Origin of the sequence: Pantoea vagans (genome assembly GCF_001506165.1) — a bacterium.
GTDB lineage: Bacteria > Pseudomonadota > Gammaproteobacteria > Enterobacterales > Enterobacteriaceae > Pantoea > Pantoea vagans_C.
On sequence record NZ_CP011427.1, the window covers coordinates 1,320,927 to 1,336,888 of the forward strand.

Annotated in this window: 12 protein-coding genes; all 12 read left to right on the forward strand. The window is 43.6% G+C overall.

Annotated features, from left to right (window positions below):
• Positions 1–344 precede the first annotated feature (344 nt).
• Complete coding sequence (gene galF, locus LK04_RS06110) at positions 345–1,238, forward strand: UTP--glucose-1-phosphate uridylyltransferase GalF (protein ID WP_039327814.1); 894 nt, start codon at positions 345–347, stop codon at positions 1,236–1,238.
• 44 nt (positions 1,239–1,282) lie between these two features.
• Positions 1,283–2,296: a UDP-glucose 4-epimerase GalE gene (gene galE, locus LK04_RS06115; RefSeq protein ID WP_039327816.1), complete on the forward strand. Its 1,014-nt coding sequence runs from the start codon at positions 1,283–1,285 to the stop codon at positions 2,294–2,296.
• A gap of 439 nt (positions 2,297–2,735) precedes the next feature.
• Entirely contained in the window at positions 2,736–3,815 is a 1,080-nt protein-coding gene (rfbB, locus tag LK04_RS06120) for a dTDP-glucose 4,6-dehydratase (RefSeq protein ID WP_039327818.1), read from the forward strand.
• The gene (gene rfbD, locus LK04_RS06125; protein ID WP_039327821.1) at positions 3,815–4,702 is read left to right on the forward strand and encodes a dTDP-4-dehydrorhamnose reductase; all 888 of its coding nucleotides are present in this window, start codon (positions 3,815–3,817) and stop codon (positions 4,700–4,702) included. The genes rfbB and rfbD overlap by 1 nt, the downstream gene beginning before the upstream one ends.
• 37 nt (positions 4,703–4,739) lie before the next feature.
• Complete coding sequence (gene rfbA / locus LK04_RS06130) at positions 4,740–5,621, forward strand: glucose-1-phosphate thymidylyltransferase RfbA (RefSeq protein WP_039327823.1); 882 nt, start codon at positions 4,740–4,742, stop codon at positions 5,619–5,621.
• On the forward strand, positions 5,621–6,169 hold the full coding sequence (gene rfbC / locus LK04_RS06135) for a dTDP-4-dehydrorhamnose 3,5-epimerase (RefSeq protein ID WP_039327824.1): 549 nt from the start codon (positions 5,621–5,623) through the stop codon (positions 6,167–6,169). The genes rfbA and rfbC overlap by 1 nt, the downstream gene beginning before the upstream one ends.
• Positions 6,170–6,221: 52 nt before the next feature.
• On the forward strand, positions 6,222–7,151 hold the full coding sequence (locus tag LK04_RS06140) for a glycosyltransferase family 2 protein (RefSeq protein WP_158649442.1): 930 nt from the start codon (positions 6,222–6,224) through the stop codon (positions 7,149–7,151).
• A gap of 17 nt (positions 7,152–7,168) precedes the next feature.
• Positions 7,169–8,464, forward strand: a complete 1,296-nt coding sequence (locus LK04_RS06145; RefSeq protein ID WP_039327826.1) for a rhamnan synthesis F family protein — start codon at positions 7,169–7,171, stop codon at positions 8,462–8,464.
• The gene (locus tag LK04_RS06150) at positions 8,464–9,264 is read left to right on the forward strand and encodes an ABC transporter permease (protein ID WP_039327828.1); all 801 of its coding nucleotides are present in this window, start codon (positions 8,464–8,466) and stop codon (positions 9,262–9,264) included. Before LK04_RS06145 ends, LK04_RS06150 begins: the two co-directional genes overlap by 1 nt.
• A 4-nt stretch (positions 9,265–9,268) precedes the next feature.
• Positions 9,269–10,042 carry an ABC transporter ATP-binding protein gene (locus LK04_RS06155; protein ID WP_039327831.1) on the forward strand — a complete coding sequence of 258 codons (774 nt, stop codon included), beginning with the start codon at positions 9,269–9,271 and terminating at the stop codon, positions 10,040–10,042.
• Between the two features lie 130 nt (positions 10,043–10,172).
• Entirely contained in the window at positions 10,173–11,582 is a 1,410-nt protein-coding gene (gene gndA, locus LK04_RS06160; protein WP_039327832.1) for an NADP-dependent phosphogluconate dehydrogenase, read from the forward strand.
• 213 nt (positions 11,583–11,795) lie between these two features.
• On the forward strand, positions 11,796–15,935 hold the full coding sequence (locus LK04_RS06165) for a rhamnan synthesis F family protein (RefSeq protein ID WP_059109776.1): 4,140 nt from the start codon (positions 11,796–11,798) through the stop codon (positions 15,933–15,935).
• Positions 15,936–15,962: the final 27 nt, after the last annotated feature.

Here is a 15,962-nt window from a genome sequence, read left to right on the forward strand (position 1 = left end):
CATGGCGCGACCTGGCAACCGCTCCGCTGCCTGAATGCGCGATCAATCGCGCCGCTACGTTTTCCCCTCCTGGCACCATCACAAACGCGGCAAAATCCCCTGAACTCATTCTGAAAATCACTGGTCTTATCCTCCGTTCAAAATCCGGCATCCTCCCACTGTTTTTCAGCAGTTTAGCCCGCGCATTTCACTCGCGTCAGGCGAAACGGCAAAGGGGCATTTTGACGATTTTTGATGTCGTGACAGAGAGTTAGTGCCGGTTTTTCAGATAAAGATTATACTTGCTGCACCGGCCGATCCTGCATAATCGACCCCACGTATTCACTTCATGAAATGGAATAAATATGACCAAGCTTAAAGCAGTAATCCCGGTTGCGGGTCTCGGTATGCATATGCTCCCTGCAACGAAAGCCATCCCAAAAGAGATGCTGCCAATCGTCGATAAACCAATGATTCAATACATTGTTGACGAGTGCGTGGCTGCGGGCATCAAGGAGATTGTGCTGGTCACCCATGCTTCCAAAAATGCAGTGGAAAACCACTTCGACACCACTTATGAGCTGGAAGCGCTGCTTGAAGCACGTGTTAAACGTCAGCTGCTGAGCGAAGTACAATCAATCTGTCCGCCGGGCGTAACCATCATGAACGTACGTCAGGCGAACCCACTGGGTCTGGGCCACTCAGTTCTTTGCGCGCGTCCAATGATTGGCGACAACCCGTTTGTCGTGGTATTGCCAGACGTCCTGCTGGATGACTCTACCGCTGACCACCTGCGCTATAACCTTGCTGCAATGGTTGCGCGTTTCGAAGAGACCGGCCATAGCCAGGTGCTGGCGAAACACATGCCGGGCGAAGATCTGACTGAGTACGGTGTCTTGACCACCGAAGCGCCGATTGATAACCCAGGCGACATCAGCACCATCACGAACTTCGTGGAAAAACCAGAAGCGGGCCAGTTAGATTCAGACCTGACCGCTGTCGGCCGCTATGTGCTGTCTGCTGATATCTGGAAAGAGCTGGAAAACACCGAGCCAGGCGCATGGGGCCGTATCCAGTTGACCGATGCCATTGCCTCTCTCAGCAAGAAGAAGCCTGTAGATGTGCAATTGCTGACCGGTACCAGCTTCGACTGTGGAAAAAAGATGGGCTACATGCAGGCTTTCGTCTCTTACGGTCTGCGTAACAACGCGCAGGGTCGTGATTTCCGCGAAGCTATCCAGAAAATCCTGGCGAAATAATCCATTCTCATGCCGCGCCACTTGCGCGGTTTAAAGGAGTACACATGGCTATTTTGGTAACGGGCGGGGCAGGCTACATCGGCTCCCATACGGTGCTGGCGCTGTTAGAGCGCGGTGACGACGTTGTGGTCCTGGATAACCTTTGCAATGCCTCACGCGAAGCCATTAATCGCGTGGAGAAACTCTCCGGTAAGAAAGCGGTATTTGTCGAAGGCGACATCCGCGATCGTGCCTGCCTGCGTGACCTGTTTGCTGCCAACGACATCTCTGCTGTGATCCACTTCGCTGCGCTGAAAGCGGTCGGCGAATCCACACGTATGCCGCTGGAATATTACGAAAACAACGTAGCGGGCACCGTGGTGTTGCTGGAAGAGATACGCGCAGCGGGTGTGTGGAACTTCATCTTTAGCTCATCAGCGACCGTTTACGGTGCCGATGCGCCGGTTCCGTATGTGGAAACCACGCCAATTGGTGGCACCACCAGCCCGTATGGCACCTCTAAGCTGATGATCGAATTCGTGATGCGCGACTTCGCTAAAGCTGACCCGAACTTCAAAGCTATCGCGCTGCGCTATTTCAACCCAGTGGGTGCGCATGAGTCGGGTGAGATTGGTGAAGACCCAACCGGTATTCCTAACAACCTGCTGCCGTATATTGCGCAGGTGGCGATTGGTCGTCTCGAGAAACTGGGTGTGTTTGGTGATGACTACGACACGCCAGACGGCACTGCACAGCGCGACTACATCCACGTGGTGGATTTAGCCGAAGGCCATCTGAAAGCGCTGGACCATCTGCCGAAGGTCACCGGTTACAAAGCCTATAACCTCGGCGGCGGCGTGGGCTTCTCGGTGCTGGAGATGATCAAAGCGTTTGAGAAGGCGTCGGGTAAAGCGATTCCGTTTGAGTTTAAACCCCGTCGCGATGGCGACCTGCCGGCGTTCTGGGCGGATGCGAGCCTGGCGAACACCGAGCTGGACTGGCGCGTAACGCGCGGGATCGATGCGATGATGCGCGATACCTGGAACTGGCAGAGTAAGAACCCGGAAGGGTTTAAGTAAATTCCCTAAAAAGGCGGACTCGATGTCCGCCTTTTTTTTATCCTGTTTTGATTCACTTCTGGTTTTCGTCACTTTCTGATTGCCTACGGTTGAGCACAGGTAGACGATCCTCGCATTAATCCGCAGCACAATTGGTTAATTAATGAACCAACACTTGAATGCGGGGTCCATTTTGGTCGTGTTCACTAACCCGCGGTGGTAAAATTAAACTTCCGAAATAATCAATTCTTTCTAATTAATTCTAAAGAATTAAAATTATTTCAAGCAGATAGTGCTGAAATTACAAAAAACGCACTATGCTTAAAGATAGTTTTACACACATCAGCATGTTGGGAGCTGCAACCCAAGGGCGGTAGCTTTGTCTATTGCGGGTGTGTCGCACACTTTTTCTCCTCTGGCCGAGATGGCTCGGCCGCAATGTCAGGAATAGCTCAACGTCATGAAGATTTTAATTACTGGTGGTGCAGGTTTTATCGGCTCAGCTGTGGTTCGTCACGTCATCAATGACACCAGTGATGAGGTTATTAACGTTGATAAACTGACGTACGCAGGCAACCTTGAATCCTTGAAAACGGTCAGCGACGATGCGCGCTATACCTTTTGCCATGTCGATATCTGTGATGGCGTAGCCATCGCCAAGGTATTAGCGGACCATCAACCCGATGCGATTATGCATTTGGCGGCAGAGAGTCATGTCGATCGCTCAATTACCGGCCCAGCAGAGTTTGTACAGACCAACGTTGTGGGGACTTACGCTTTACTGGAAGCGAGCCGTCAATACTGGATGGGGCTGCCAGAAGCGCGCAAGAATGCGTTTCGTTTCCACCACATCTCAACTGATGAAGTGTACGGTGATTTACCGCATCCTGATGAAATGGAAGGCGAGCTGCCGTTGTTCACTGAAACAACACCTTATGCCCCGAGCAGCCCTTACTCTTCGACCAAAGCCGCCAGTGATCATTTAGTTCGCGCCTGGGGCCGCACCTACGGTTTGCCGATTGTTGTCACCAACTGCTCCAATAACTACGGTCCATACCATTTCCCGGAAAAACTCATTCCGTTGATCATCAGCAACGCGCTGGAAGGTAAGCCTCTGCCGATTTACGGTAAAGGTGACCAAATCCGTGATTGGTTGTACGTAGAAGACCACGCACGAGCGTTGTATACCGTCGTCAGCAAGGCGAAAGTCGGCACCACGTACAACATCGGCGGACACAACGAAAAACAGAACCTTGAAGTGGTACATAAAGTCTGTGAGCTGCTGGATGAACTGCGCCCTAAAGACACCCCTTATGCCGAACAGATTACTTATGTTGCTGACCGTCCTGGCCACGATCGTCGTTACGCCATCGATGCATCTAAAATCGAACGTGATTTAGGCTGGAAACCACAAGAGAGTTTTGAAACGGGCCTGCGCAAAACCGTTCAGTGGTATCTGGACAACCATGAATGGGTTGAGCACGTTAAAAGCGGCGCATACCAAAACTGGATTGAACAAAACTACGAGAAACGTAGCTAATGAAGATTTTGCTATTAGGTAAGAATGGTCAGGTTGGCTGGGAACTTCAGCGCGCTTTGGCTCCGCTGGGTGAGGTGGTCGCCCTGGATCGCCACTCTTCTGATCACTGTGGTGATCTGACAAATCCAGAAGGCATTGCAAAAACGGTGCGGGACATTAAGCCCGACGTGATTGTCAACGCCGCAGCCTATACCGCCGTGGATAAAGCGGAAAGCGACTTGCAAAATGCAGAGTTAATTAATGCTCTCAGTGTGGAAGCGCTGGCCTGTGCAGCGCGCGATGTGAATGCCTTGCTGGTCCATTATTCCACCGACTATGTATTCGACGGCAGCGGTGAGCGCCCGTGGAGTGAAGACGATGTCACTTCACCTCTCAACGCTTACGGCAGAACTAAGCGTCAGGGTGAAGAGGCGATTATTGCTCATGCGCCTAACTATCTTATCTTCCGTACCAGTTGGGTTTACGCGGCAAAAGGCAACAATTTCGCCAAAACCATGATCCGTCTGGCACAGGAACGAGAAGCGCTGTCAGTGATTAACGATCAGTTTGGCGCACCTACTGGTGCCGAATTGATTGCCGACTGCACCGTGCATGCCATTAAGGCGACTCTGGCGCAGCCAGAAAAAGCAGGCATCTATAATCTGATTGCCTCAGGTGTAACGACCTGGCACGCCTATGCAGAATTGGTTATTGGGTATGTCCGCGAGAAGGGCCTACCGCTTAAAGTCGCTGCAATCAATACCGTGGATACCGCTGCGTTTCCAACGCCCGCTAAGCGTCCATCTAACTCCAGACTCAATACTGAAAAACTGACGACCGCATTTGGATTAACACTGCCGGAATGGCAACAGGGTGTTATTCGTATGTTGGATGAGCTGTATAGCTGAGTCATGTTTGGTCTTGCAAAATTCAAAGGGTACCGTTGTGAAAAGTAAAAAAGGAATAATTCTGGCTGGCGGATCTGGAACGCGCCTCTATCCGGTCACTATGGCAGTGAGTAAGCAACTTCTGCCTATCTATGACAAGCCAATGATCTACTACCCGCTGAGCACGTTAATGCTTGCAGGTATCCGTGACATTTTGATTATTAGTACGCCGCAAGATACGCCGCGTTTTGAAAGCCTACTGGGCGATGGTTCACAGTGGGGCCTGAACCTGCAATACATCGTCCAGGAAAGCCCGGATGGTTTGGCACAGGCATTTATTCTGGGCGAAGAATTCATTGGTGAAGACAACTGTGCGCTGATTCTTGGCGATAACATCTTCTACGGCCATGACTTGTATAAGCAGCTTGAAGACGCATCCAACAAAGAGAGTGGGGCTACAGTCTTTGCTTATCACGTTCATGATCCTGAGCGTTATGGCGTGGTTGAGTTCGATAAATCCGGTAAAGCCATCTCGCTGGTGGAAAAGCCAATCGAGCCGAAAAGCAACTATGCCGTGACTGGCTTGTATTTCTATGACAACAGCGTGGTTGAACTGGCGAAGAATCTGAAGCCTTCCCCACGTGGCGAACTGGAAATCACCGACATCAATAATCTCTACTTAGAAAAAGGCGAGCTGTCTGTTTCTATTATGGGACGTGGTCATGCGTGGTTGGATACGGGTACTCATCAGAGCCTGATTGAAGCAAATAACTTCATTCAAACTATCGAGACCCGCCAGGGGTTGAAAGTGGCATGCCCGGAAGAGATTGCTTATCGCATGGGCTTCATTGATGCCGAAAAGCTGAAAGAGCTGGCGCAACCGCTGCTGAAAAATGATTACGGCAAATATCTGATGGCGTTATACAACGGAAAACTATAATGAAAATCATTGATACTGAAATTCCAGACGTCAAAATATTAGAGCCTTCCGTTTTTGGCGATGAACGTGGTTTCTTTATGGAAACCTGGCAGCAAAAGAAATTTGAAGAACAGGTTAGCCCGCGCACCTTCGTGCAAGACAACCATTCAAAGTCATCTAAAGGCATTCTGCGCGGTCTTCATTACCAGACAGAAAATACTCAAGGCAAGCTAGTTCGAGTCGTGGCCGGTGAAGTTTATGATGTGGCCGTAGATATGAGAAAATCCTCACCTACATTTGGTAAATGGGTGGGTGTATATCTTTCAGCTGATAATAAGCGCCAACTATGGGTACCAGAAGGCTTTGCTCATGGTTTCTACGTGACTTCTGATAGTGCCGAATTTGTGTATAAATGCACCGATTATTATAATCCGCAGCATGAACACTCTTTACTGTGGAACGATTCAGATCTGAATATCCAATGGCCGATCTCTGAAGGTGATACTCCTGCTCTCTCAGCAAAAGATAAAGTCGGGACACCATTATCACACGCAGTAACATTTGATTGATTCCTAAAACTAAGGATGAGGTTTTTACTCATCCTTTTTTATGTAGCTAATGATGATGAGCGATAAAGGTACAGTAAGTATCCTGATGGGGACTTACAACGGCGAAAAATACTTAGAAGAGCAACTTCAGTCTATTGCTTCACAAACGTACACTAACTGGAATCTGATTGTTTCCGATGATGGTTCGACGGATAGCACTTGTGAACTTATTGAGCAGTTTTCGCTCAACTATCCTAATAAAGTCGTACTATTGAAAGGGCCAGGAAAAGGTTTTGCAGCCAATTTTTTCAACATGCTGCAACGTGATGATATAAATTCTGATTTTTATGCATTCTGCGATCAAGATGATATTTGGTTGGATGACAAACTAGAATCTGCTGTCATGCAGTTAAACTCAGTACCGCAGAATGAATACAAATTATATGGTTCGCGTACCAAGTTGATTGACTCAGATGGAAAATCCATTGGTTATTCTCCGTGCTTTATGAAAGCGTTCTGCTTCAACAATGCGCTTTTACAAAGCTATGCAGGCGGGAATACCATGGTGTTTAGTCGCGGATTAAAGCAATTGTTCGAAACGCTTCCTGCCGACTTAAAAATTGTTTCTCACGATTGGATCCTTTACATCATCTGCAGTGCAATGAATGGCACTGTCATTTATGACCGAGAACCAAAAATCCTTTACAGACAGCATGGACAAAATCTTGTTGGGAGTAACACAGGATTGCTGTCCAAGGTTACACGGTTTAATCGACTTTTTGCTGGGGAATTTAAAACCTGGAGCAAAATGAATTGTATGGCACTGGATTGTATTAAAGAGAATATGCCGAATGAGAACAAAATCGATTATGTAAGGTTTAACTCGCTGAAAAATGGCCTGGTAAAACGAATTGCTAATTTTATTTTTGGCGGTTTCTACAGGCAAAGCTTTATTGAGACATGTGCATTTTTTATCATGAATGTCTTTAGAAAATTGGTTTAACCATTGACGGTGTGAATATGAAGCGTATTATTTTTATGATTATCAGATTTTTTCTGAAGATTGTAATTTATTTGTATTATGGTGTTCTTTCGATTCGTGATGACATCAAAACAAAAAAATATACCAATGTGAAAATTAAAAAAGATTTCACTGAAGGTAAGGTCATGTTACTCGCTCTCTATGAAAAATCATCATTAAGAAGCGATACTATCGAACTGTTGAAAGAAGCTAAACGTAACAATGTTTTCGTTATTGCTGTTAACACATTAAAGCTTGAGGAAGTTAATTTCCCGTCTGAGCTTGCTGATGTTTACATAGAACGTGATAACTATGGACGAGATTTCGGTAGCTACAAAGCTGGTATGAAATATTTTTTTGAGAATAACTTTCATGAGAGATGTGAACGTCTTCTTATCATCAATGATAGTGTATTTTTCTCAAAAATAGGATTGGCTGATTTTGTTAGGAATCTGTTTGACACTAAGATTGAAGTGCTTGGAGCGACAGAGAATAGCCAACATTCTCATCATTTAGGTTCATTCTGTATCTCTGTGGCAGGGAAAATAACCAGAAATGTTAAGTTTAAAAACTTCTGGTATAACTACAAATCTTCAAATGTAAGACCTTTAGTGATTAAGCGTGGTGAGTTTGGCTTAAGCAAACTTCTCAAATCCTTAGTCAGTTCTGAGCAGGATTTTAAATCACTGTTTAACGTTTCTTTCATGGAGCGTAAATTTAGTAAAGATCTCGAGTTCTATAAAAATTATTACTACTTTCGACGTGAGGGCGTGAGGGCTTGGGCTAACCGTTCTATAACAGGAATGCTTGCTAGTGATGAGGTTTTATCTTCATATTACAATCAGTATTTGATACAAAATAACCACGCAGCTGAGCCGATTTTTTCCAGTCAAAATAATATGGCTTCAAAGTCTCTGTCTAAAGATAAGACTATGTTAATGGCTAAGAATGTTGATTATCTTGACGCTGTAAATTTCTTCAGAACTTATAGTAATAATGAAGTCTTCCTCGATAGTCAGTTCAAACAACGTGTAGTTGCACTATATCTTGATGAGTTCACTATGGGTTCTCAAATCCACGTCAATTGCCTCGCTTTACACCACATTGGCTTGCCCATTATAAAGTTGGATTTAATGTTCCGTTGCGTGTGCAGCATGAATGACATTATCAAGCTTAGAGATCAACTTGATGAATCACAGCAAGAGGAATTCATGACTTTAATCTTAGCTCGCCTCTGTGGTGATAAGTTCCTCGTCGGTCTGAACCGTCTGGCTTACCAATTTGGAATTTTGTAATGTCGAATAAGCAAAAGTCTGTTGGATGGGATGACTTCATCTCTGCATTAAAAAACTTTCACGTTGTGAAAGTGATGGGTGGTCAAGACATCCGCATGCGTTACAAACGCTCTAAAATGGGGCCGTTTTGGATCACAATCAGTATGGCGGTGATGATTACCACCATGGGATTAGTATTCGGCAACCTATTTAAAACCAACGTTAAAGAGTTCCTGCCTTACCTGACGTTAGGCCTGATAACCTGGACATTTATTCAGAGTTGCATCTCTGAGGGTTGTGATGCGCTCATCTCATCCGAAGGTATCATTAAGCAGCTACCCGTCCCCTTACATGTCCATGTGATGCGAGTAATTTGGAAGAATTTCTTAATATTTCTCCACAATATTGTCATTTTCCCATTGGTATTACTTGCAGTTCAAAAGAGCGTAAGCTGGACAGTTATTCTGGCTATACCCGGTTTTCTGCTGCTTTTGTTAAATTTGACTTGGGTGTTAATGATTCTTTCAATGATTTGTGCACGCTTCCGCGACATGACACAAATTGTGCTTAGTATCATGCAAGTGATCTTCTATCTTACTCCTATTATCTGGATGCCTAAGCTGCTTTCTCACAGTTCTGCTGCTGTACTCCTCAATTTCAACCCACTTTACCATCTCATTGATTTGGTAAGAAGTCCGTTATTGGGCGAAGTGCCGATGACAAGTAGTTATATTATTTCGGCGGTCATGGCTGTAGTCGGTTTATCATTATCGATTGCAATGACCAGTAGATATAAATATCGCGTTCCTTATTGGGTTTAACATTATGGCTATTATTAGATTTGAAAATGTTGGCATTGACTTCCCAATATTCAACGCACAGGCGAGGTCAATTAAAAAGAATTTTATTAATTTTGCCACTGGTGGAAAGGTTGGCCAGCATGACGGTAAAGTGGTTGTTTCTGCCTTAAATAATCTTAACTTTGAGATTAAAGATGGCGAGAGAGTCGGCTTAATTGGACATAATGGTGCAGGTAAAACCACGTTGCTACGTATGTTTAGCAAGGTTTACCATCCTACAAGTGGACAAGCCACCATTGAGGGTGATATCGGTTCATTGATCTCAATTTCTCTCGGTATTAATCAAGAGTTTACAGGCAGAGAAAACATTTACATCCGTGGTGCGCTTTTAGGCCTCAAAAAGAAAGAAATTGATGCACGCATTGAAGAGATCATTGATTTCACCGACCTTGGTGATTTTATCGACATGCCGGTAAGAACTTACTCTTCTGGTATGCAGATGCGCCTTGGATTCAGTGTCAGTACAATTTTTACTCCAGAAATTTTGCTGATGGATGAGTGGTTATCTGTGGGGGATGAAGGCTTTAAAGAAAAAGCTGAAACTCGATTAACCAACATCATCAATGCGACTAAAATTCTCATTCTTGCCAGCCACAGTAATGAATTGTTAAGAAAAACCTGTACGAGAATTCTTTGGCTGGAACATGGCACGGTAAAAATGGATGGTACGCCGGAAGAAGTGCTACCACTCTATTTTAAATCGAATATTCAAAGAGGTGATTTGTTAACCAACGCCTAATCCTGCACAATTTTTAGGTGTTTAATCATCGCACCATTCACTACCTAAAATGTGCCTAGATGAGTTAACATATTTGCCACTTCAATCACAAATCTGATTTTGTGATGGTAACTTCAGACAGGAGTAGATGATGTCCAAGCAACAAATCGGTGTTGTCGGTATGGCAGTAATGGGCCGTAACCTTGCTCTTAACATTGAGAGCCGCGGCTACACAGTGTCTATCTTCAACCGTTCTCGCGAAAAGACTGATGAAGTCATCGCTGAAAACCAAGACAAGAAACTTGCCCCTTACTATACCGTTGAAGAGTTCGTTGAGTCCCTGGAGAAACCACGCCGTATCCTGCTGATGGTGCAGGCGGGTGAAGCGACCGATAAAACAATCGCGTCTCTGACTCCACACTTGGACAAAGGCGACATTCTGATTGATGGTGGTAACACCTTCTATAAAGATACCATCCGCCGTAACAAAGAACTGTCTGACCAGGGCTTCAACTTCATCGGTACCGGCGTCTCCGGCGGTGAAGAGGGTGCACTTAAAGGCCCTTCAATCATGCCTGGTGGTCAGAAAGAAGCGTACGAACTGGTTGCGCCAATTTTGGACAAAATCGCTGCACGTGCTGAAGATGGCGAGGCTTGTGTTGCTTACATCGGTCCAAACGGTGCTGGTCACTATGTGAAGATGGTGCACAACGGCATCGAATACGGTGATATGCAGTTAATCGCCGAAGCTTATGCATTGCTGAAAGGCGCGCTGGGCCTGAACAATGAAGAACTGGCAAAAACCTTCACCGACTGGAACAACGGTGAGCTGAGCAGCTACCTGATCGACATCACCAAAGATATCTTCACCAAGAAAGATGAAGAAGGTAAGTATCTGGTAGATGTTATTCTGGACGAGGCCGCTAACAAAGGTACCGGTAAATGGACCAGCCAGAGTTCACTGGATCTCGGCGAGCCGCTGTCCCTGATCACCGAATCTGTATTCGCTCGTTACCTCTCTTCTCTGAAATCTCAGCGTGTTGCTGCCTCTAAAGTACTGAGTGGCCCACAAGCTAAAGCCTTCACTGGTGATAAAGCAGAGTTTGTTGAGAAGGTGCGCCGCGCATTGTATCTCGGCAAAATCGTTTCTTATGCTCAGGGCTTCTCACAGCTGCGTGCTGCTTCAGAAGAGAACAACTGGGATCTGCACTACGGTGAAATCGCTAAGATCTTCCGCGCTGGTTGTATCATCCGTGCTCAGTTCCTGCAGAAGATTACCGATGCATACGCAAGCAATGCAGACATCGCTAACTTGTTGCTCGATCCTTACTTCAAGAACATCGCTGATGAGTACCAGCAGGCGCTGCGTGATGTCGTTTCTTACGCAATTCAGAATGGTATCCCAACACCAACCTTCTCAGCTGCTATCGCATATTACGATAGCTACCGCTCAGAAGTTCTGCCAGCGAACCTGATTCAGGCTCAGCGTGACTACTTCGGTGCGCACACCTACAAGCGTATTGATAAAGACGGTGTGTTCCACACCGAGTGGCTTGATTAAAATACTTACTTATTAAGGCTTCCTTTGGAAGCCTTTTTTATTTACTCGTAATATGAAATAAATTAGTTCTTGTGCAATAAAAATATTCCTTTTTCCATTTCTTTTTTATTCCCTTCGTTTTTTGAATAAAACTCTAGCCATGCTTAATGTAAGGCGTGTCTTTTAGTTACCATATTTATTTTTTAAATTAATTTTTGAAATTAAAGGTAAGAAATGAACTCATCACAAAAAAGCTTTGATTCATCAATTGATACATTTAGTGATTTGCAAATAATCTCTGAAGACAATACGCAGTTCCCTAATTATTCACTCAATGCTATATCATTCATGAGTCCTGTAGAACTTACCCTTTCTGCGTGGCTGGAACATATTCCATTTGCATTTTGGCTGATTAATGCTCACAAACCACGTGTATTGGTTGAACTCGGTACACATTATGGTTCGTCGTACTTTGCATTTTGTCAGGCGATAAATCAGTTGAATCTACCCACTAAAACATATGCAGTAGATATGTGGAAAGGGGATGAGCATGCGGGGTTTTACGGAGAGAATGTCTTTAGTGCAGTCCAATCGCACAATAATCATTTATACTCTCGTTTTTCCACTCTAATGCGTACATCTTTTGATGAAGCTTCAGAGCACTTTTCTGATGATGAAATTGATCTGCTCCATATTGATGGCTATCATACTTACGAAGCAGTAAAAAATGATTTCGATGTTTGGCTTCCTAAACTATCTAATCGTGGTGTTGTAATAATTCACGATAGTAATGTGCGCAAAGCTGATTTTGGTGTTTACAAATTTGTATCTGAATTGCGAAAATTGTATCCTTGTTTTGAATTCTCACACGGTCATGGTTTAACCATTGTAGGTGTAGGTTCCGAACAAACTGCCGCAATGATTCAACTTTTTTCATCTGATAATAATTCTAACAAAGTCAGGCATATTCAATCTATTTTTTCAAAACTAGGCAAAGCTTGTTCTGATGAATATAAAGTAAAGAAAAATAGCATTGAGATGGCTCATCAACAACTAGAACTCAAAGATGCAACTGATAAAATAAAGTATTTAAAAAATAAAAATAATGATAGTGAGTTGACTTTATCTAACCTTCGTGAACGTATCGATATCCACCTTAACGAAATTGAAACCTTAAGATCGGATTTACGCTACCTGCAAGAAAATCACAGTTCAAATAATAAAAGTCTTCTTATTAAAGAGCACGAGTTACACGCAGTATTGAACTCAACGTCATGGCGAGTTACCAAGCCGCTTCGTTTTTTTAAGCGCCTTGTTAGCTATTTAGTTAGAAAAGCTCGTCTTCATTTTTTTAATAATAAAAAAATAACAGCAGGTAATCGGCAGGCTCTTAAAGAGGAAGTTGTCGATTTTGACAGTGAGTGGTATCTGACAACGTATCCGGATATAGCAGACTCAGGAATAGATCCTTACCAACATTATTTAGAACACGGTCGGGATGAAGGGCGCTATTCCTCCGAACAGGCATTAAAAAAAGCCTTGGCACCTGATTTAGATGAAGAATGGTATCTCAATACTTATTCTGATGTTAAAAGCGCAGGTCTCAGCGCATTACATCATTATACCTCCTACGGACGTATTGAAGGCCGATTCTCTTCTTTAGCTCGGCTTTTTGCTCAAGACTTCGACGAGAAATGGTATGTTGAACAGTATCCTGATGTAGCAGGTGCTGGAATTGAACCCTTAGAGCATTTCCTTCTGCATGGTTACGCTGAAGGTCGTAAACCCTGTGCTATGCCACGCATGTTGGAAGCGCCATACTTTCGTTATGGACCTTCTGAGTATGGAGCTAAAGATGCACCGCTATTAATAGACTCTGATGTTTGTTTGAATAAGAGTTTTTCCCAAAGAATAGCTGTTCATTTACATCTTTATTACATTGATCTTGCAGATGAATTTATTAATTATCTTGATAATATCCCTGTGAAATTTGATCTCTTCATTTCAATTCCTGAAGGGAAATACAATGTTGAAGATTGCGAGAGTCTTTTTACTTCATCTTTAAAGCTACTCAACAAGATAACAGTCAAAGAAACAAAAAATGTTGGAAGAGACATTTATCCATTTGTTGTTGAGTTTGGCAAAGAATTGCTATCTTACGGTCTCATTCTTCATATACATTCAAAAAAATCCCCTCAATCTAAAACAAGAGGCTGGCGTAGATTTCTTCTTCATTATACTCTTGGAAGTAGAGCTATAATTACACAAATTCTAAATGCGTTTGATGATGACCAGCGATTAGGTGCTTTTTTTCCAGCTTATTTCCATGCGACTACCAGGCAGCCGCTGTGGGGTGGGAATAGCTCAATTGTTGAAAAACAACTAGAAAACCTTGGATTTGAATATGATATGACTTATTGCCCTGATTATCCGGCCGGTTCATTCTTTTGGGCTAGACCAGAGGCATATAGGCCCATATTAGATGGGAAATATCAATTAGGTGACTTCGATCAGGAAGAAGGGCAATTTGATGGCACCTTGGCACATGGTTTTGAGCGACTATTTGGTGTGTTACCGCTTCTGCAAAATTATACAACAAGAATAAGTTTTGTTGATAGAGATTATCGACTCTTGAACTATTTCGATAAGGAAAGATTTGCGAAGCTTGAAAAAAACACCTTGACTCATTTTGAAGAAGATCGTAACGCTGATATTTTAATCTATGAAAAAGCAATAAGCGAAAGAGTAGAAAAGAAAGCTAAAGTCGCCTTGGTTACAGCCATTATCGGGGATTTCGATGCGCTGTTTTTACCAAAATACCTCGAGGGTGATGTTGACTACCATTGTTTCTCTGACACAGTTTCAGATGGATATGGTGTTTTTCAAGTTCATAAACCCCCTTATGTCGATGCAGATCCCCGTCGTACCGCACGTTACATAAAAACTAACCTACTAAAATACGTCGAAGGTTATGATTATATTGTATGGATTGATGCAAACGTTGAAATTAATGTAAGGGTCACTGAACTTGTTCAGCGTGTATCAAGTTCTTCTCATACATTAGGTGCCATTCAACATCCAGTACGAGATAATTTATTTGAGGAGTCTGAGGAGATTATTTCTTGGAAACTGGATGATGAGAGTGTAGTAAGAGAGCAAACTGCCCGCTATGAATCCATACACAATCTCCGTTCTGCACCACTTATAGAGAGTAATGTTTTGGTTATGGATGCACGAGACGAAAAAATCCATAATTTCATGCGTCTTTGGTGGAATGAGATTAATAATTATAGTCGACGTGACCAACTCAGTATCGGCTATGCTCTGGAAGAAGCAAACGTCACATGGCAACCTTTGCTTGCTGAACAACAGTCAACTCGTGATTCACACGAATTTGCATTATTTCGCCATGGAATTAATGATTGGGGTCCTAAGCCACACATTTATTCTTCATGGTACAATTGTGCTCCCAAAAAGACTCATGATATAAATTTAATAAATTCTATTAACGTAGATGGTGAAAAACTAAACCTTGATATCGTAGTTTGCATTCATAATGCTTTAGAAGATGTTCGTGCTTGTCTAGATTCACTTGCCGATATGTTATCAAAGGCAAATATTATATTGGTGGATGACGCGTCTGACATTGAAACTAAACAATTTTTAGAAGAGTACGCTGAGAAGAATTCAGTAACTTTATTGCGGCAGAATCAACGACTTGGTTATACCAAAACATCAAATAATGGAATTCGCTCAGGTAACAATCAAAACGTTCTGCTGCTTAATAGTGACACTATTGTTCCGCCAGGCTCATTAAGTAAGCTTTGTTTCGTACTCAATAACCAACCCAATTTAGGTGTGGTTGGCCCACTATCTAATGCAGCAAGTACTCAATCTGTACCCTCAATAAAAGGGTCCGCAGGTCAGACAGCAATCAATTCTTTGCCTGGAAAGTTGTCTCCCGCCGAATTAGATCTTCATTTTGAAAAAAATTGGGATCAAGAACTTGTGAGAGTTCCGTTAGTACATGGATTCTGTTTCATGGTGAAGCGCACTGTATTCGAAAAGGTGGGTTTATTTGACGAACAGAGTTTTCCGCATGGTTATGGGGAAGAAAATGACTTTTGTTTCCGCGTTGCTGATGCTGGCTTCGACTTGGCCGTTTTAACTAATACGTATATTTACCATGCTAAGTCAAAAAGCTATGCCAGCGATGAACGTGTTCGTTTAATGGATGATGGCATGAAAGCTCTCGTTCGTAAGTATTCTGTTCAACGTATTCAGCGATCGGTTTCAACAATGCAACATCAGCCTAAACTAGAAGTTGCTCGGGCGCTTGCACAAAATCTCTATGATCAATACGAAGTTAAATAACACTTACTGAATAACTTTCAACATATT